Here is a 17,759-nt window from a genome sequence, read left to right as displayed (position 1 = left end):
ACGCTCCTGAGGTGTTGCGTGGAAAAATATTCATTCTGGGCTATCGCCAAACATGCGCTGTCGGGGCATCGCAAATGGGCACCGGCGTGGCACACCCGCCCGCCCAAGGCGCACTACGATGTGGTGATCATCGGTGGCGGCGGGCAAGGTCTTGCCACGGCCTATTACCTCGCCAAAAAGCATGGCATTACGAATGTCGCCATCCTCGAAAAGGGCTGGCTGGGTGGCGGCAATACGGGGCGCAACACAACGGCGATCCGCTCGAACTACTTTTATCCCGAAAGTACCAATTTTTTCGAGCATTCACTGCGCCTCTATGAAGGCCTGAGCCGTGAACTGAACTACAACGTGATGCTAAGCCAGCGTGGCGCGCTGACGCTTGCTCACAGTCCTCATCAGATGGACATGCTGGAGCGCTGGTCGAATTCGATCCAGTTGCAGGGCATCGACGCGCAGATGATGGATATCGGCCAGGTCAAGGACTTCATGCCCTTGCTCGACACCAGCGCCGGCGCCCGCTTCCCGATTCTCGGCGGATTCGTTCAGCGCCGAGCCGGCGTAGCGCGCCATGATGCTGTCGCGTGGGGTTATGCGCGTGCGGCCGACGCGCTCGGCGTGGACATCGTGCAGAACTGCGAGGTGACGGGGATCGTGCGTTCCGGCAACCGGGTGCGCGGCGTCGAGACGAAAAGTGGTGTGATCACGGCGGACAAGGTGGCCATCGCAGTAGCCGGTCATTCTTCGCTGCTCGCGAGAATGGCCGGCATGACACTGCCGATCACCAGCGGTGTGCTGCAGGCCATGGTCAGTGAGCCGGTCAAGCCAGCACTGGACGGACTGGTGGTGTCGCCGGTCGTTCACACATATGTGAGCCAGTCGGATCGCGGCGAAATCCTGATCGGCGGGCGCGCTGACAGCTACCCCTCGTATGGCCAGCGCGGCAATCTCCCCGCCCTGGAGGATACGCTGAGCGCGGTGCTGAACCTCTTTCCCTCATTCAGCCGCCTCAAGCTGATGCGCCAGTGGGCCGGCATTGTCGACATTTCTCCGGATTCGAGTCCCATCGTCGGCAAGACACCGGTGAGCGGCCTCTACATCAGCACGGGCTGGGGCACTGGCGGCTTCAAGGCGATTCCGGCCGGTGGCGACACCTTCGCTTACACCATCGCGAACGATCGCCCCCACCACCTGATCGCACCATTCGGACTCGATCGCTTTGCCAGCGGCCGCTTCATCAACGAAGCGGCCGCAGCCGGCGTCGACCATTGAAGGGAGAGACGCATGTTACGCATTCCGTGTCCCTACTGCGGCACTACCCGCGACGAGGAAGAGTTCACCTTTGGCGGTCCGTTCGATCGCACGCGTCCGGCTGATCCGCAGCAATTGAGTGATGAAGACTGGGCCGACTATCTGTTCACGCGCGACAACGTGCGCGGCCCGGCGCCCGAGCGCTGGCGGCATACGTTCGGTTGCCGCCGCTGGTTCGGCATCGAGCGCGATACCGCCAGTCACAAGATCACACGCGTCCTGCCGATAGCGCGCGCCAGTGCCAAGGACACGACTTTGCAGGGAGGCATTCATGAAGCAGCGTAAGCGCATTGCGCCGTACGATGCGCCCGCGGGAGTCGCGCGCAAGCCACTGGGATTTACGTTCGACGGACGTCACTACGTCGGCCTTGAAGGCGACACCCTGGCTTCCGCGTTACTGGCTAACGGAATCGACATCGTGGGCCGCAGTTTCAAACTGCACCGGCCGCGCGGCGTCTTCAGCGCAGGCGTCGAGGAATGCAACGCACTGGTGCAACTCGAAGCGGGCGGCCTGGACGAACCTAACGCGCGTGCCACCCTGGTCATGCTTTATGAAGGCCTGCGCGCCACCAGCCAGAACGCGTGGCCTTCAGTTCGCTGGGATCTGCTCGGCTTGCTCGATTTGTTTCAACGGGTCTTGCCGGCTTCGTTCTATTACAAGTCGATGATCTGGCCGAACTGGCATATGTATGAGCGTGTGGTACGCAGAATCGCAGGGCTCGGCAGGGCCCCGACCTCCCGCGATGCGCAAACCTATCAGAAGCGCAATCTCCACTGCGATGTGCTGATCTGCGGCGGCGGCCCGGCTGGCCTTTCGGCTGCGCTCGCGGCCGGGCAACGCGGCGTACGCGTGGTGCTAGTCGACGATCGAGATGCACTCGGCGGCGCGCTCCTGAACGAGCAGATGCGGATCAACGGTGAATCGGCAGGCCGTTGGGTTGAACGGGTCGTGGAGCAACTGCGGGCACTACCGAACGTACAACTGTTGACTCGCACCACGGTCAGCGGCTATTACGAAAACAATTTTCTGGCTGCCGCAGAGCGCATTGCCGCTCCCGTGCGGGCGCAAGATCGCCTTGGCACGCTGCGTGAGCGCCTGTGGCGGATCCGCGCCTCAGCGGTCATTCTCGCCACAGGCGCCCTTGAACGGCCACTCGTCTTTCCGAACAATGACCGCCCCGGCGTGATGCTCGCGGCAGCGGTACGGGCCTATGTGAACCGCTTCGGCGTTGTGTGCGGTCAGCGCGTGGTGATCGTGACGAACCATGACGACGCATATCGCACCGCGATCGATCTGCACGAAGCCGGCGTGCGCGAACTTTCGGTCGTCGATACGCGGGTGAACGTCGACGAGACGCTGCAGCAGTGTCTCCACGAGCGAGGCATCGCTCACTATCCGGCACACGGCATCCTCGCCACTCAAGGTCGTCGCAAGATCGCAGCTGTACGACTCGCACGACACCTCGGTGGCGGGCAACTGGGCGCCGCCATCGTCACCCTTCCCTGCGATCTGCTCGCGATGTCGGGTGGCTGGACCCCGACCGTGCATCTTTTCAGCCAGGCCGGCGGCAAGCTGCGCTACGACGAAGCGAATCTGTGCCTCGTGCCGGATGGATGCGAGCAGCCGGTGCGCGTCGTTGGCGCGGCAAACGGGAAGTTCACACTGACCGGATGCCTCGCCGACGGAGCGCGCGCCGGCCGGGAAATGGCAGAGCCGTCCGGCGGCGCCCACGACCTGTCGACCGGCGCGCCTGTCGTCGATACCGGCCTCGACGAGACGTTGCGCATCGAGCCGTACTGGTACACACGCGGCGCCCGCACCGACAAACAGTGGCTCGATTTTCAATACGACGTCAAGGTGTCGGACGTGGAACTCGCGCTTCGCGAGAACTACGTGTCGGTGGAACACGTGAAGCGCTATACGACCGGCGGCATGAGCATCGATCAGGGCAAGTCGGGTAACTTCAATATTCTCGCCGTGATGGCGGAATTGACCGGCAAGCCGATACCGCAGGTCGGCACGACCCGATTCCGCCCGCCTTATCAGCCTGTCACGCTCGGCACGTTTGCCGGGCCGACCGTCGGTGAGCGTTACGCGCCGTGGCAGACGTTGCCCGCCCACGCCTGGCACGCGGCACAGGCGGCGCATTTCGGCGACTACGGCTGGCGCAGACCGGAATACTATCCGCGCGAAGACGAAGGGATTGCCACGGCAACGCTGCGCGAGGTGCTGGCCGTGCGTCACGGCGTCGGACTGTTCGACGGCTCGCCGCTCGGCAAGATCGAACTCAGGGGGCCAGACGCCGCCGCGTTTCTCAACCGCGTCTACGTCAATAATCTGGCAACGCTCAAGCCGGGCTTTGCGCGCTATGCCATGCTGAGCAACGACAACGGCGTCCTCATCGACGACGGTGTTATCGTTCGCCTCGCCGACGATCATTTTCTCGTGCACGCCACGAGCGGCGCGGTCGCACGGGTCTTTTTGCTTTTCGAAGAGTATCTGCAGTGCGAGTGGCCGGAACTTCGCGTACACGTCACCAACGTGACGACGCAATGGGCGAACGTCACCGTCTCGGGTCCCAAGGCACGCCAGGTGCTGCAGAAGATCGAGTCGGATATCGATTTCGACGCAGACGCCTTCGCGCATATGCAGTTCCGCTCCGGCCATTTTGCAGGTGTGCCCGCCCGCATATTGCGGGCGAGTTTTACCGGGGAGGTCACATTCGAAGTGTCGGTGCCCGCGCGTTACGCGCAGTCCTTGTGGCAATGCATAAGCGACGCGGGCGCCGAGTTTGGCATCGCACCCTATGGCATCGAGGCGCTTGAAGTGATGCGTACCGAGAAAGGCTACCTGCATATCGGCAGCGATACCGACGGCAGCTCCAACGCACTCGACATTGGCTGGGGCAAGATCATCGACAAAAAGACCACCGACTTCATTGGGCGCCGCTCGTTGCAACGGGCTGCCGATTGTGGCGACGCGCGCCTCCAGTTCGTGGGGCTCGAATCGCTAGTGCCCGACGTGCCGCTGCCGGTGGGCGGCCATTTTATCGACGAAGCCACGCCGCACATGCCGGTCAAATCCCACGGTTACGTAACTGCCGCCTGCATCAGCCCGATGCTCGGCAAGGCAATCGGGCTCGGCATTCTGCGCAACGGCTCCGCTCGCCTCGGCGAGCAGGTCCACATCTATGCCAAGGGCAAAGTGACGACCGCGCGCGTCGTGCCGCCCGCCCATTTTGATCCGCAGGGAGAGCGTCTGCATGGCTAAGCTCGAAGCAGCAATCTACGTGACACGCCAATGGGCGCCACCTGAGCGATTTCCCGTCCGCGGCCCGACGCTTTGCGTCGACGAACAGCCGCTTGGCGGCATCGTTCGACTGCAAGGCGATGCTCATGACGCCGATTTCGCCGAGGCCATTGGCGACGCCACGGGTCTTGCGCTGCCCACGCCAGAGCGTTTCGCCACGCGCGGCGAGACCTGTCTTGCCTGGTCCGGACCGACCGAATGGCTCTATTTCTGCCCGCTCGACGATGAAGAAGCGCATCTGCGCGCAGTGCGCGCAGCATGCGACGGCCGCTTCGCGACGGCCACGCTCATCTCCGACAGCCGCACCGGGTTCCAGGTGAGTGGCGCAGATTCGGCATCGCTGCTTGCCAAAGGCAGCGCAATCGACTTTTCCTCCGTGGCCTGTCCCATCGGACGCGTGGTGACGACACGCTTCGCCGGTTTGCCGACGATGCTTCTGCATCAGGGCAACAACGACTATCTGGTCTACGTCGATGCCTCTTACGCCGCCTTTCTGGTGCACTGGCTGATCGACGCCGCGTCCGAATTCTTGCCTGCCCAGGCATGACGGTGTAGGTCTGTTATTCGGCCTTGCGTCTAACCGCGTCAGCTCTTTTACTTCTGAACTCCTCATCCCCATGATCATCGACGGAAAGGCATGCGCCGCGCGCCTCAATGCGGCCACCCGTGCAGCAGTCACGACTTTGACCGGGCTGCATCGCATTCAGCCCGCTCTCGCGGTCGTGCTGGTCGGCGAGGACCCGGCAAGCCAGGTCTATGTGCGCAACAAGGTTCGCCAGGCCGGCGAGGCGGGCATTCGCAGCGTCGAGCACCGCTTGCCGCCCGACACGTCGAGCGACGTGTTGCTCGCACTCGTTCGCACGCTGAATGACGACCCCGCGGTACACGGCATCCTCGTGCAATTGCCGCTGCCCGCACATATCGACGAAGCACAGGTGATCGCGACAATCGCGGCTGAAAAAGACGTGGACGGCTTCCATGCGCTCAATGCCGGTGGCCTGCTGAACGGCGCGCCACACGCTCTCGTGCCCTGTACGCCGCAGGGTTGCGTCATGCTCGCGAAACAACAGCTGGGCGAGTCGCTGGCGGGCTTGCATGCGGTGGTCGTAGGCCGCTCCAACATTGTCGGCAAACCGCTGGCGGTTTTGTTATTGCAGGAAAACTGCACCGTGACGATCGCGCACTCGCGTACGCGTGACATCGAAGCAATTTGCCGCCAGGCCGATATCCTGTTTGTTGCCGTAGGTCGCGCCGAACTCGTGAATGAGAACTGGATCAAGCCAGGGGCGACGGTGATCGACGTCGGCATTAACCGGACCGGTTCGGAACAGCAAGGGTTTCGGCTGGTAGGCGATGTCGACTTCAAATCGGCCACTTCGCGCGCCGGCGCGATTACGCCGGTCCCGGGCGGAGTGGGCCCCATGACGATCGCTTGCCTGCTTCGCAATACCGTGCTTGCCGCATGTCACCAGAACGGCATCGATCGCCAGCTTGTGCCAGAAACAGTGGTCCGATAAAACCATACGTGCAAGTGGCGCCGTGGCCGGCGCCTGGTCTCGTAGACCCGCCCTGCCATTTGTCCGTGTCAAGGCACGGTTCTCGTCGCGGCTGTCGCAAACGCTGAATCTGCGTCACGTAGAAAATAGCTGTCGACCGGCGTGACGAAAGGCAAGTGTATCGCGATCCGCACGGCAGCGATCCTGGGATCCTTCATCAGGTCCGCCGCGACTGCACGGCTGTATTCCCGCGCAGCTACGAAAGGATGCAAATGCAGGATGTGATACACCGCTTCGTAATCGACCACATCGGCGAGATCGTCGAACGTCGACGGGGAATCCGCGAGCGGAACATACAAACTGACGTCCACACGCGGTGCTACCGCTTCCGGACCCGGGCGCCAGCCCCGCACGAATACGCGCCGGCATTCGCATAGCAATGTGGCATTCAACAGCGAATCGAGCGCATCAGCGGCGTATTCGTGTAGAAACGAGCCAGGCGTCACCGGGCATCGACAAAGCGCCGCACGTAGTCGTTCGCCGGATTCGTGCGAATCTGCTCGGGTGTGCCGACCTGAATGACTGCGCCATCCTTCATGATGGCGATACGCGACCCGATCTTCATCGCTTCGTCCAGATCGTGCGTGATGAAGACAATCGTGCGCCGCAGGTCGGCCTGCATTTCGAGCAGGATGTCCTGCATTTCCGCGCGAATCAGCGGATCGAGCGCGCTGAAGGCTTCGTCCATCAATAGCACGTCAGGTTCGGCAACGAGCGCACGGGCCAACCCGACACGTTGACGCATGCCGCCCGATAGCTCGTCCGGATAGCGATCGTCGTAGCCCTGCAAACCGAGCCGGCCATTGATCCACGCGCGTGCCGCCTCGCGCGACGCCGCCGCGTCGTCGCCACGAATCCAGCGCCCGAAGGTCACGTTCTCCAGCACGGTCTTGTGCGGCAGCAGTGCAAAGCTCTGAAAGACCATGCCAATGTGGAAGCGCCGCATTTCGCGCAACTGCCGAGCATTGAGCTTCAGTACGTCGGTGCCGCGAAACAGCAGTTGTCCCGCGGTCGGCTCGACCAGACGGTTGAAGTGCCGCACAAGTGTCGACTTGCCCGAACCCGAGAGCCCCATGATGACGAAGATCTCACCCGGATACACTGACAGCGACACATCGCGCACCGCGACGTTGCACCCGGTCGCGGAAAGAATCTGTTCCTTGGATATGCCTGCCCGGGCCTGTTCAAGTGCCTCGCGAATCTGCCGCGAATGCGGTCCGAACACCTTGTAAAGCCCGCGCAGTTCGAGCAGCGCCGTGGTTTCGGCCACAGCAGCGAACCCTGCCGTTTTTGTGGTTTCCATGGCCGACGGCACTGCGCTCTTCAGCGGCGCCGTGCCGGATTCAAGACCACGCACAATGTTGCGCAGTGAAGAAATGTTCATCGAAGACTCTCACTTTGTCCGCGCCGCGCGCGCTTGCCGATGCCGAACGACTGGGTGATGCGGTCGAATACGATCGCCAGTATCACGATTGCCACGCCGCCGACTACACCCTGTCCCATATCCAGATTGTTGATGCCCGCGAGCACATCCTCTCCGAGTCCGCGCGCACCGATCATCGACGCAATGACGACCATTGCCAACGACATCATCACGGCCTGGTTAATGCCCGCCATAATGGAAGGCAACGCGAGCGGCAGCTCCACAGCAAGCAGTTGCTGGCCCGGTGTCGCGCCGAAAGCCCTCGCGGCCTCCAATACGTCGCCCGGCACCTGCCGCAAGCCAAGGTCGGTCAGACGGACCAGGGGTGGCAACGCGTAAATCATCGTAGCGAAGATCGCCGGCACGCGGCCGAGGCCAAACAGCATCACGACCGGAATCAGATACACGAACGAAGGCAGTGTCTGCATCATGTCGAGGATCGGATTGATCACCCGAGCCAACCAGCGGCTGCGCGAGATTGCGATACCGAGCGGGAGGCCGATCAGCACCGTCAGGATCATCGCCGTCAGCATGATCGCGCAGGTCTGCATCAGCTTGTCCCATAGCCCGAGGCAGCCTATCAGGTACGTCATCGCGGCGAGCAGCACCGTGAGTGCGATCTTGCGCGAACCGAGCCACGTGATCGCGCCTACCACGCCGATCACGACAAGCGGCGGCGCACCCTTGAGCATCGTCTCGACGGGATTGAGCGCATAACCCAGCAGGAGCGCGCTGATGCGGTGGAACAGGTCGCCATATTGCGCCACGAGCCCCATGAAGAAGCGGTTGATCGGGTCGCCCAGATCGAGTTGCAAGAATATTCCATTCACACGGCACCTGTACTGTGAGTCGCGCCGGCGCAGCATGGCGGCGCCGGCATCCATCCAATGCGATACACGGAAGAGCGCGGCCGTTTCCGGCGCGCACCGCGTGCAATGTCACTGCAGACTGCTGCGTACCTTGCTCAACACATCGGCCGGCACCCAGTGCGACAGCATATCGGGGTTGGCCTTCAGGAAGTCGATCGCGGCCTGGCGCGGCGGCGTTTTTGCGCTTGCCATGCGTGCGAGAACCGCGTTGATCGATTCCATCGGGAACTGCACTTTCTCGAAGAGTCCGACGATCTGCGGATCGGCCGAGTACAGCGCGTTCGACACCACAATGCGCAGCGCCGTGGGCGGCGAGGCCGATCCGCACGGATTCCCATCCTTGCTGCCGTTGATGGTTTTCCAGCAGGCTTCGTTGAACGCGGGCTCGGCGAGACGGACGGCCTTGAAACGGCCAAGGATCGTCGACGGCTCCCAATAGTAGAACAGGATCGGCTTGCCGCGCGTGTACGCCGATTCAATGGCCGAATCGAGCGCTGGCCCGGAACCAGGATGAAAGTCGGTGAACGCGTTGTCAAGCTTGTAGGCTTTCATCTTCTGCACCGTGTCGGCCTCGCATTGCCAGCCAATCGGGCAGTTATAGAGCCGTCCTTTCGATGGGTCCTCGTCGTCGGCGAACAGATCCTTGTATTTCGGCAGATCCGTAATGCTCCGCAACTCCGGAGCGACCGGCTTGATACCGCGTGCAGGGTCACCCTTGATGACGTATTCCGGCACGTAATAGCCCTCCACGCTGCCACCAGAGATCAGCGAGCCGAGAATCCTGACCTTGCCCTCACGCGCCGCGCTTTCGTATGCCGGCGTGCGGCCGGACCAGTATTCGACCATCACGTTCAGGTCGTTCATCACCACGCCTTGCAGGGCAATGGCGTTGGTGCCGGGTGTCTGATCGGTCTTGCAGCCGTAGCCCTTCTCGAGCACATATCGAATCACCTCGGTCATGAATCTGGCACTGTCCCAGCCCATTTCAGCGAATTTCACCGGCTTGCCAGATGCACACCAGGCAGAATCCGTGGCTGCGGCATGGGCATTCTGCGCCAGAGCGGCCGCGCCCAACACGAGTCCGACGACCATACGTCTTGCGATGCAGTTGAACATGTTTTTCTCCATTCCCTTTGCGGACTACGAGTGGTTGTTATAACGCGGCTGTCATCTCGGGCACTGCGACGAACAGATCGGCTTCGAGCGCGTAATCCGCGATGCCGAAAATCGGCGCCTCCGGGTCTTTGTTGATTGCAACAATGACCTTGGCATCTTTCATCCCTGCGAGATGCTGGATCGCGCCGGAAATACCCACGGCCACATACAGTTGCGGCGCGACAATCTTGCCCGTCTGACCAACCTGATAGTCATTCGGGACAAACCCTGCGTCCACCGCGGCGCGAGAGGCGCCGAGTGCGGCGTTGAGCTTGTCCGCCAATGGCGTGAGTACTTTCGCGTAGTTCTCCGCGCTGCCAAGTCCCCGGCCGCCGGACACGACGATAGCCGCGGACGTCAATTCAGGCCGGTCCTGCTTGGTCAACTCGCGGCTGACCAACCGTGAGATGCCGGTATCCGGTGCCGCTTCGATTCTCTCCACGGTCGCACCGCCTCCCTCTTCGGCGGCGGGATCGAACGCCGTGGTCCGCACCGTGACGACCTTGACCGGATCGCACGATTGCACGGTGGCGATAGCGTTGCCAGCATAGATCGGCCGGTCGAAAGTATCGGCTCCCACGATCGCGATGATGTCGCTGATCTGCGCGACATCGAGCCTGGCGGCAAGGCGGGGCGCGATGTTCTTGCCGTAGGCGGTGGCGGCCACCAGCACATGCGAGTAAATCCCGCTCTCGCGGCGCAGCAACGCCAGTGCCGTCGCGTCAAGGTTCTCCGCCAGTCCCGCCTCGAGTTGCGGCGCGTCGGCGAGCAATACGCGGCTCACACCAGCGATCCTCGACGCGGCGTCAGCGACGCCTTGTGCCTTATAGCCCGCTACCAGCAAATGAATCGGCTGGCCGGTGAACGTGGCGATTACCGCTGCCGCAGTCACTGCGTTGAGCGTTGAAGTTTTGATCGCGCCGCCGGCGTGTTCGGCGATAACCAGAATCGTCATGTCATTGTCTCCTCGTGCTGCTCAGATTACTCTGGCTTCAGTCTTAAGCTTGTCGAGCAAAGTCTGCACGTCCGGCACCCTGACACCGGCGGCACGCCTGGGCGGCTCCACGACCTTCAGCGTTTTCAGCCGGGGCGTCACGTCCACGCCGAGCTCGCCGGGCGTCAGTGTCTGCAGCGGCTTTTTCTTCGCCTTCATGATGCTCGGCAGGGTTACATAGCGCGGCTCGTTCAGACGCAGATCCGTCGTAATGACGGCGGGCAAACTGAGCGACACCGTCTCGGTACCGCCGTCCACTTCACGGCAAACGAGCGCCGCGCCATCCACCAGATCCACCTTCGCCGCGAAGGTGGCCTGCGGCCAGCCTGTCAGCGCTGCGAGCATCTGGCCGGTCTGGTTCGAGTCGTCGTCGATTGCCTGCTTGCCGAGAATCACGAGTCGCGGGTTTTCGCGCTCGATGACCGCATGCAGCAGTCTGGCCACCGCCAGCGGCTGAATTTCTTCATTCGACTCGATCAGGATTGCCCGATCCGCGCCGATCGCCAGCGCCGTACGCAGTGTTTCCTGCGCCTGCGCAACACCGGCCGACACAGCAATCACTTCGGTCGCGACACCCGCTTCCTTCAGGCGCACGGCTTCCTCGACGGCGATTTCGTCGAACGGATTCATCGACATCTTCACGTTCGTCATATCGACTCCCGTCTGGTCCGCGCGCACCCGCGGCTTCACGTTCGAATCGATCACGCGCTTGACTGCCACCACGATTTTCATAGTCACCCTGCTCATTGAATGATCGCTGCCCCCACGGCTGGCATGCGCCGAAGCCGTCGTACTATCCGCGCATACGCGCGCCATCCGGATCGTATGCTGGCGCTGTCAGTATCCTTGCCGGCCGGCGCTCGCCGAGAATCTGGATCTCGAATGCGTTCGCACCGACGAGGTATTCACTCTTCACGTAACCCATGGCGAGACTCTTGCCCGTCGTGTGGCCATAGCCCCCCGATGTGGTGTAGCCCGCAACCGCGTCGCCCACCCAGACCGGCTCGAAACCGCTCGCGTCTGCGTCGACAGCATCGATTTCGAACGTGAGGAGCCGGTGCACAGGCGTCACGCCGCGTCGCGCGAGCACGGCCTCGCGCCCGATGAAGTCGCCCTTGTCGAAGGCGATGAAGCGTTCGAGATCCGCCATGGCCGGCGTGTATTCGGGGCCGAATTCACGTGACCAGATGCCGAAGCCCTTTTCGAGGCGCGTCGACAGCAACGCCCATACGCCGTACTGATGCAGCCCGAAAGCGCCGCCCGCCGCGAGTAACCGTTGGTAGACGCTGCGCAGATAGTGATTCTCGACGTAGATCTCGTAGCCCAGTTCACCGGTCAGCGACAGACGTGCGATCCACGCCGGGGCAAAGCCCGCATCGATCCGGGCGACCGACATGAAGCGCTGGGCCGCAGCAATTGCCGCGGTGCCGAAGACTTCGCCAACCAGTGCCTTTGCATTTGGACCCGCGATCGCGAGCATCGCCAGCGACTCGCTGCGGTTGTCGATGCGCACACTTCCGTCTGCCGGCAGATGGTCCTCGAACCAGCGCAGATGCCACTCCTGCAGGTAACCGGACCCCGTCACGAGGAACCGCTGCGCCGCGAGCCGCAGAATCGTCAGATCGCCCTTGAGACGGCCCGACGGCGAAAGGAGCGGTGCAAGCCGGGCACGGCCGACTTCCGGCAAACGGCTGGCGAACAACCGGTCGACCCACAGTTCTGCGCCAGGTCCGCTGATTTCGTACTTCGCATAACCACTTGCATCGAACAGACCCACCTGCTCGCGAATGGCGCGGCATTCCGCGGCTACGGTGTCGAAGGCATTCGACCGGCGAAACGTCGGCGTTTCATGAGCGGGCTGACCGGCCGGCGCAAACCACATCGGCGTTTCAAGTCCGTAGTTGACACCGAATACGGCATTCGCCTGCTCCTGCAGGTCGTATAGCGGCGTGGTCTTGAGTGGGCGGCCCGCGGGCCACTGCTCATTCGGCCGCGCGAGGTAGAAACGGTGCTCGTAAAATTCCCGCGCTTTGGCCGCGACGTAGGTCTGTGTGAGGTCTGGAAAACGCGCCACATCCATCGCGAACACGTTGTCTTGCGGTTCGCCCTCGATCATCCACTGCGCCAGTGCCAGGCCGACGCCGCCGCCCTGACTGAAGCCCGCCATGCAGCCACAAGCCGCCCAGTAGTTGCGCAAACCGCGCACGGGGCCGACGAGCGGATTGCCGTCCGGCGTAAATGTGAAGGGCCCATTGACGACGCGTTTGATACCGGCGTTTCCCACGCTCGGAAAGCGTTCGAAGCCGCGCATCAGTTCGTCTTCGATACGCTCGAGCCGCGGCGGCAACAGATCGGTCTCGCCGTATTCCCACGGTGTGCCGTCCAGCGACCATGGTGTCGAGCGCTTCTCGTACACACCGAACAGAACACCGTGGTGTTCCTGGCGCATGTAAATTTCGCCATCGAGGTCGACCATCACCGGTATCTCCCGTCCGAGCGTGACGAGCTCCGGAATGTCTTCCGTGATGAGATAGTGATGCTCCATCGGAATGAGCGGCAGCTTCACGCCAGCCATGGCACCGACTTCCCGCGCCCACAGTCCCGCTGCGTTGACCACATGCTCGGCATGAATCACCCCCTGATCGGTAATGACCGTCCAGCTGCCATCCGCGCGCGGTTCGAGCGCCTCTACCCGCGTATGCTGATAGATATCCGCGCCGCGTCTTCGCGCGGCGCGCGCATAGGCCTGAGTACATCCGTAAGGGTCCAGGTGGCCTTCGTTCGGCGCCCACAGGCCTCCCTTCACCTCGCTCACGTCGACGAGCGGACACATTACCTTGATCTCGGACGGCGTGATCAACTCGGTGTCGAGACCCATGAAACGGTGCCGTGACCACTCGGTGCGCAGAAACTCCCAGCGCTCAGGTGTTGCCGCCATGGTGATGCCGCCAGGCACATGCAGGCCGACATTCTGATCGCCCTCTTCCTCAATTTCCTTGTAGAGCGAGATCGTGTAACTCTGCAGCCTGACGACGTTGGGATCGCCGTTAAACGCATGGAAGCCGGCGGCCGCATGCCATGTCGACCCGGCGGTGAGAACCTTGCGCTCAAGCATCACGACGTCGGTCCAGCCGAATTTCGTTAAGTGGTACAGCACCGAGGCGCCAACCACACCTCCGCCGATAACCGCCACCTGACAATGACTTTTCATGAATTCCCTTTCATTCGTGTGTGCGTGTATCGAAAAGCGACAGAACCGGCATCTCGTCCATCATGTCGCGATTGAATGCTTCAGCGCGTGTGACATGCATGCTAAGAAGCGTTAATTCTTTTCTCAAACGAATTTAGAACATGGTTTTCATGCAATTCCGCATGTGAAAAACCGCACCGCAATGACATTAGGCATACTGATTGTTTGACGAATTCATCCACCATAGAATCGAACCTGTCAGCCTAACAGTCCAGTTCTATGTCCGTTAGCGGGCGTGCACAACAGGTCAGGATCCATCCCTCTGCTATCTCTTCATCGGTGATGCCGCCGTTGTGCGCCATCTCGACCTGGCCCGCAATCACACGTGTCTTGCAGGTGCCGCACATACCGGCGCGGCACGCACTCGGGATCACGACGCCCACGGACTGGGCGGCGTCTATCAGCACATCGTTCGTTGACGCGACACACTCGAGTCTGGACGCTGCAAGCATCACACTGACCTGCGCCGTCGGCACTACGGCTTCAAACGCGGTCGCACTCGCGGCGGGCGGCAGCACGAAACTCTCCTGGTGATACCGTTGCGGTGCAACGCCAAGGCTCACCGCAGCCTCGTAGACAGTCTTCATGAATGCATCAGGGCCGCAGCAATAAACCGTGCGCTTCGCGATATCGGGAATCCATTGGGCCAATCTGGCGCGTTCAAGCCGGCCAGCGAGAAGCGGTACAGCGGCCTCGCGCGATACCGTCAGCTTGACTCGCAGACTCGGCCAGGATGCCGCCATCTGCTCCAGTTCCTTGCGAAACAGAAGATCTTCCTGCGTGCTCGCACATTGCAGGAAGATAAGATCGATCTCGGCGCGCGCGTCGTATAACGCCCTTGTCATCGACAGGAGCGGTGTAATGCCCACACCGCCAGCGACGAATAAATACGCGCCTCCGGTTGCTTCAGGAGCGGTGAACGCGCCTGAAGGTGGGGAGATCCGAAGGCGAGCGCCTGGCGCGATTTCCTGATGCAACCATGCGGACACCGGACCATGAGGCGCGGCTTTCGCCGTTATCGCGAAGCGCCCCGCGCGCGTCGGCGTCGACGACAACGTGTAGCAGCGGTACAGAATGCCGCTGAGGGTCGGCGCTTCAACTGTGATGTGCTGCCCCGCTGCATAGTCGAGCGACCTGCCGTCAACGGAGACGAATTCGAACGTTTTCACGTTCACGGATTCGTCGGCCACTGCCACACACTCCACCAGTAAGAAGCCATCATCGCGCGTTGACGGTAAAGAGCCTGCCTGATTCGCGGCCACTGTCAACACACCTTGAGCGGCACGGTCCTCGGCATCTGCGCGAGGCCTTCTCTGAGGGCATCGATGTACCAGTCCACGAATGCCATAACGCCGGACTCCACCTGTTCCGAATAGACTCCTGGCTCGTAGCCAATTGAATTGATGCCGAGCTGATTCGTTTCGACCAGTCGCTGATCCTGTGCGTTGGTCGCTTTCCAGACTTCGGTCAGCGTGTCGAGGTCGTAATCGACGCCTTCGACCGCGTCCTTGTGCACGATCCATTTTGTCGTGACTTGTGTCTCGCGCGGGCCGAGCGGCAAGAGACGGAATGCCAGCGCGTGATCACCCAGCGCATGATTCCACGTATTGGGGAAACGCAGCAGACGCAACGCGCCGACGTCCCGCTCGGGAAGCATTCCCATGACCTTGCTGCAGGCCGCTTCACCCGTCATCGTGAAAGACACGCCCCGCTCCAGCGCGGCTCGCACCATCCGATACACCGGTTCTTCTTCGACGGGCGCGTACGGCAGGCCGACCTGCCGCCAGCGCGCCTCGTCGCGTTCGCTCTTCGCCGCAAACTCGCCGCCATAGCGCGGATCGGTCGGACCATCGAACTCGGAAATCGTGCGCAGCAATTCCGGATGATTGGCGCTGCAGTGGTAGCACTCGCGATTATTTTCGAGTACCAGTTTCCAGTTGCCTTTCTCGACCATCGTGGATTCGTAGGCGATCTTGGCATCTTCGATGCCGTGCGGCGCGAGGTACGGTTCAACGCGGCGGCGAAAGCCGCTGAAATCGTCGGGCGTACTGGACAGGCAGATAAACACATAGCCCGCTACGACCTCGCACGCAACCGGCTTCAGGGAGAAGGCCGACAGGTCAAACGACTCGCCCATGTTGCGCGCGAACATCAGCTTGCCATCGAGGCCATAGGTCCATTGGTGGTACGGGCAGGCGAATGCGCCTGACTTGCCCTTCTCACCCGCACAGATGCGCGAGCCTCGATGACGGCAGGTGTTAAAGAAGGCGCGCACGGCACCTGCACGATCCCGCACGACGATAACCGACGTCTCGCCAATCTGCACCGTGAACCACTCGCCGGTCTGCCTGATCTCGCAGCTCAAGCCGGCAAACAGCCACTTTCGCTGCCAGATGAGTGCGAGATCCGCCTCGAATAGTTCCGCGTCCTTGTAAAACGCCTGCTCAAGAGGGCGTCCCGGCGTATAGGCCGCCAGCAAAGCGTCGAGTTTTTTATGGTCGAACATGTCCCATCCTGATGTTTCCAGAAAATCCCATGTGCACCCTGAGATATGCGGCAGCGACGGCCCTCTCAGGGCTTGATGTCATTAGAGGACTCCAATTTTGACGGGACAAGCCATTTTTACTGATGTCTGACATGCATTTTTGCATGCGAGCGCGACGCGCGCGACAATGCTTGCACGGACGGCGAAACAAATGTGGGCCCTGACCAGGCCGTCTGGTGAGGATTTACCCGGATTCCAGTCGAATTGTTTTTTGACTAACGTTTTTTCATGACAGCATTCTGAACAAAGCGTGACCGACAGGACGCGGAACGCTCGCAAACGCCGCCGTTCTCACAGGGAAGCACGATGATCAAGCCGAGGAAACGTCTGCCTCCCCTCAACGCAGTTGGCGCGTTCGAAGCCTCGGCACGGCTCCTGAGCTTCACGCGCGCGGCCGAAGAACTAAACCTGTCGCAAGGTGCGGTGAGCCGGCAGATTCAGGTGCTGGAAGAAAGGATTGGCGTTCCGCTTTTCAATCGGCGGCACCGCGAAATCGAGCTGACCAAAGCCGGCATGGTCTTTCAACAGGCAATCGCGCAAAGCCTGATGTCGATTCGCCGCGCGGTGGCCATCATCGAGAATCTCGAATCGACCAGCGTGACGATCGCTGCGAGCGTGGCGATGTCGAGCTTCTGGCTGATGCCGGCCATCATCCGGTTCCGCGAACGCCATCCGGAAATCGACATCCGCGTACTCGCCAGCGATCAGCCGGTCGATCCGCGCCGTGAGGCCGTCGATCTCGCTATCCACTATGGAGACGGCCACTGGCCCGGTCTCGCCAAATACAAGCTGTTCGATGAAGAAATTTTTCCGGTCTGCAGCCCGTCTTACCTTGAGCAACACTCCATCCAGAGCGCATGCGATTTACAGAACGAAGTGCTGATCGACGTTGAAGCCGGTCTGTCGATATGCAACTGCTGGGACGACTGGTTCGAACTGGCGGGCGTCGAGCCGCGCGATCATCACAGCTCGATCCGTGTCAGCAATTTCGATCTGGCTTACCGCGCGGCGTGTGCCGGAAAAGGTGTCGCGCTCGCCTGGTCCTACGGCTGCACGGAAATGATCGAAGACGGGCGCCTCGTCAGACCGCTCGCTATCAGCGTGCGTACCCGACTATCTGAGTACATCGTGACGGCCGACAATTATGAACTCAGCCACGCGGCGAAGGAGGTGCTCGATACGCTGATGGACTACGCCGCCGGCACCAATAGCAGTTGGGGTGCGCAATCCGCTGCCTGACGCTGGTCCCGCCGTGGGTTCTGGTGCAAATAGTGAATTTGACTCGGTTAGACTGGGGCCTTCGCAACCTCATCCTTCGATAATGCGCAAGCTGAAAAGCGTGGACGATC

At 61.6% G+C, this 17,759-nt stretch carries 15 protein-coding genes; 6 read left to right on the top strand and 9 right to left on the bottom strand.

From position 1 onward, the window contains the following. The first annotated feature begins 18 nt into the window (after positions 1–18). From B0G73_RS38045 to B0G73_RS38025, 5 genes are all read left to right on the top strand, one after another. Positions 19–1,269, top strand: a complete 1,251-nt coding sequence (locus tag B0G73_RS38045; RefSeq protein WP_106286185.1) for a sarcosine oxidase subunit beta family protein — start codon at positions 19–21, stop codon at positions 1,267–1,269. 12 nt (positions 1,270–1,281) lie between these two features. Next, positions 1,282–1,593 carry a sarcosine oxidase subunit delta gene (locus tag B0G73_RS38040; RefSeq protein WP_106286184.1) on the top strand — a complete coding sequence of 104 codons (312 nt, stop codon included), beginning with the start codon at positions 1,282–1,284 and terminating at the stop codon, positions 1,591–1,593. Next, a complete protein-coding gene (locus tag B0G73_RS38035; protein WP_106286183.1) occupies positions 1,580–4,579 on the top strand; it encodes a sarcosine oxidase subunit alpha family protein in 3,000 nt (999 codons plus the stop codon). Before B0G73_RS38040 ends, B0G73_RS38035 begins: the two co-directional genes overlap by 14 nt. Then, complete coding sequence (locus tag B0G73_RS38030) at positions 4,572–5,165, top strand: sarcosine oxidase subunit gamma (protein WP_106286182.1); 594 nt, start codon at positions 4,572–4,574, stop codon at positions 5,163–5,165. The genes B0G73_RS38035 and B0G73_RS38030 overlap by 8 nt, the downstream gene beginning before the upstream one ends. A gap of 70 nt (positions 5,166–5,235) precedes the next feature. Then, positions 5,236–6,135 carry a bifunctional 5,10-methylenetetrahydrofolate dehydrogenase/5,10-methenyltetrahydrofolate cyclohydrolase gene (locus B0G73_RS38025; protein ID WP_106286181.1) on the top strand — a complete coding sequence of 300 codons (900 nt, stop codon included), beginning with the start codon at positions 5,236–5,238 and terminating at the stop codon, positions 6,133–6,135. 68 nt (positions 6,136–6,203) lie between these two features. Here the strand turns inward: B0G73_RS38025 and B0G73_RS40310 are convergent, their stop codons facing one another. The 9 genes from B0G73_RS40310 to B0G73_RS37970 form a co-directional block, all read right to left on the bottom strand. Then, complete coding sequence (locus B0G73_RS40310; RefSeq protein ID WP_146142591.1) at positions 6,204–6,422, bottom strand: hypothetical protein; 219 nt, start codon at positions 6,420–6,422, stop codon at positions 6,204–6,206. Positions 6,423–6,616: 194 nt separating this feature from the next. Then, positions 6,617–7,558 carry a glycine betaine/L-proline ABC transporter ATP-binding protein gene (locus tag B0G73_RS38015; protein ID WP_258194162.1) on the bottom strand — a complete coding sequence of 314 codons (942 nt, stop codon included), beginning with the start codon at positions 7,556–7,558 and terminating at the stop codon, positions 6,617–6,619. Beyond that, the gene (locus B0G73_RS38010) at positions 7,555–8,373 is read right to left on the bottom strand and encodes a proline/glycine betaine ABC transporter permease (RefSeq protein ID WP_106286204.1); all 819 of its coding nucleotides are present in this window, start codon (positions 8,371–8,373) and stop codon (positions 7,555–7,557) included. Before B0G73_RS38010 ends, B0G73_RS38015 begins: the two co-directional genes overlap by 4 nt. A 162-nt stretch (positions 8,374–8,535) precedes the next feature. Next, on the bottom strand, positions 8,536–9,582 hold the full coding sequence (locus B0G73_RS38005) for an ABC transporter substrate-binding protein (RefSeq protein ID WP_181196755.1): 1,047 nt from the start codon (positions 9,580–9,582) through the stop codon (positions 8,536–8,538). A 37-nt stretch (positions 9,583–9,619) separates the two neighbouring features. Continuing rightward, on the bottom strand, positions 9,620–10,576 hold the full coding sequence (locus B0G73_RS38000; protein ID WP_106286178.1) for an electron transfer flavoprotein subunit alpha/FixB family protein: 957 nt from the start codon (positions 10,574–10,576) through the stop codon (positions 9,620–9,622). Positions 10,577–10,597: 21 nt separating this feature from the next. After that, positions 10,598–11,347, bottom strand: coding sequence for an electron transfer flavoprotein subunit beta/FixA family protein (locus tag B0G73_RS37995; protein WP_106286177.1), 750 nt, complete (start codon positions 11,345–11,347; stop codon positions 10,598–10,600). A gap of 61 nt (positions 11,348–11,408) precedes the next feature. Next, a complete protein-coding gene (locus B0G73_RS37990) occupies positions 11,409–13,826 on the bottom strand; it encodes an FAD-dependent oxidoreductase (RefSeq protein WP_106286176.1) in 2,418 nt (805 codons plus the stop codon). 242 nt (positions 13,827–14,068) lie between these two features. Further along, positions 14,069–15,055: a flavin reductase family protein gene (locus B0G73_RS40305; RefSeq protein WP_166679216.1), complete on the bottom strand. Its 987-nt coding sequence runs from the start codon at positions 15,053–15,055 to the stop codon at positions 14,069–14,071. A gap of 74 nt (positions 15,056–15,129) precedes the next feature. Beyond that, complete coding sequence (locus B0G73_RS37970) at positions 15,130–16,371, bottom strand: aromatic ring-hydroxylating dioxygenase subunit alpha (protein ID WP_106286174.1); 1,242 nt, start codon at positions 16,369–16,371, stop codon at positions 15,130–15,132. A 345-nt stretch (positions 16,372–16,716) separates the two neighbouring features. On the opposite strand from B0G73_RS37970, the gene B0G73_RS37965 reads away from it, so the two are divergent. Beyond that, the gene (locus tag B0G73_RS37965) at positions 16,717–17,649 is read left to right on the top strand and encodes a LysR substrate-binding domain-containing protein (RefSeq protein WP_106286173.1); all 933 of its coding nucleotides are present in this window, start codon (positions 16,717–16,719) and stop codon (positions 17,647–17,649) included. The last annotated feature ends 110 nt before the right edge of the window (positions 17,650–17,759 follow it).

It is taken from the genome of Paraburkholderia sp. BL25I1N1, assembly GCF_003002025.1.
In the GTDB taxonomy this organism is placed as follows: domain Bacteria; phylum Pseudomonadota; class Gammaproteobacteria; order Burkholderiales; family Burkholderiaceae; genus Paraburkholderia.
Note: the sequence above shows the minus strand (reverse complement) of the source record. Positions and strands in the feature narration are given on the sequence as shown.

Coding starts and splice junctions, on each gene's coding strand:
- B0G73_RS38015 (WP_258194162.1), bottom strand. CDS start 7,558: ATGAACATTTCTTCACTGCGCAACATTGTGCGTGGTCTTGAATCCGGC.
- B0G73_RS38035 (WP_106286183.1), top strand. CDS start 1,580: ATGAAGCAGCGTAAGCGCATTGCGCCGTACGATGCGCCCGCGGGAGTC.
- B0G73_RS37990 (WP_106286176.1), bottom strand. CDS start 13,826: ATGAAAAGTCATTGTCAGGTGGCGGTTATCGGCGGAGGTGTGGTTGGC.
- B0G73_RS38040 (WP_106286184.1), top strand. CDS start 1,282: ATGTTACGCATTCCGTGTCCCTACTGCGGCACTACCCGCGACGAGGAA.
- B0G73_RS38005 (WP_181196755.1), bottom strand. CDS start 9,582: ATGTTCAACTGCATCGCAAGACGTATGGTCGTCGGACTCGTGTTGGGC.
- B0G73_RS38030 (WP_106286182.1), top strand. CDS start 4,572: ATGGCTAAGCTCGAAGCAGCAATCTACGTGACACGCCAATGGGCGCCA.
- B0G73_RS37995 (WP_106286177.1), bottom strand. CDS start 11,347: ATGAAAATCGTGGTGGCAGTCAAGCGCGTGATCGATTCGAACGTGAAG.
- B0G73_RS37970 (WP_106286174.1), bottom strand. CDS start 16,371: ATGTTCGACCATAAAAAACTCGACGCTTTGCTGGCGGCCTATACGCCG.
- B0G73_RS38000 (WP_106286178.1), bottom strand. CDS start 10,576: ATGACGATTCTGGTTATCGCCGAACACGCCGGCGGCGCGATCAAAACT.
- B0G73_RS38010 (WP_106286204.1), bottom strand. CDS start 8,373: ATGGGGCTCGTGGCGCAATATGGCGACCTGTTCCACCGCATCAGCGCG.
- B0G73_RS37965 (WP_106286173.1), top strand. CDS start 16,717: ATGATCAAGCCGAGGAAACGTCTGCCTCCCCTCAACGCAGTTGGCGCG.
- B0G73_RS38025 (WP_106286181.1), top strand. CDS start 5,236: ATGATCATCGACGGAAAGGCATGCGCCGCGCGCCTCAATGCGGCCACC.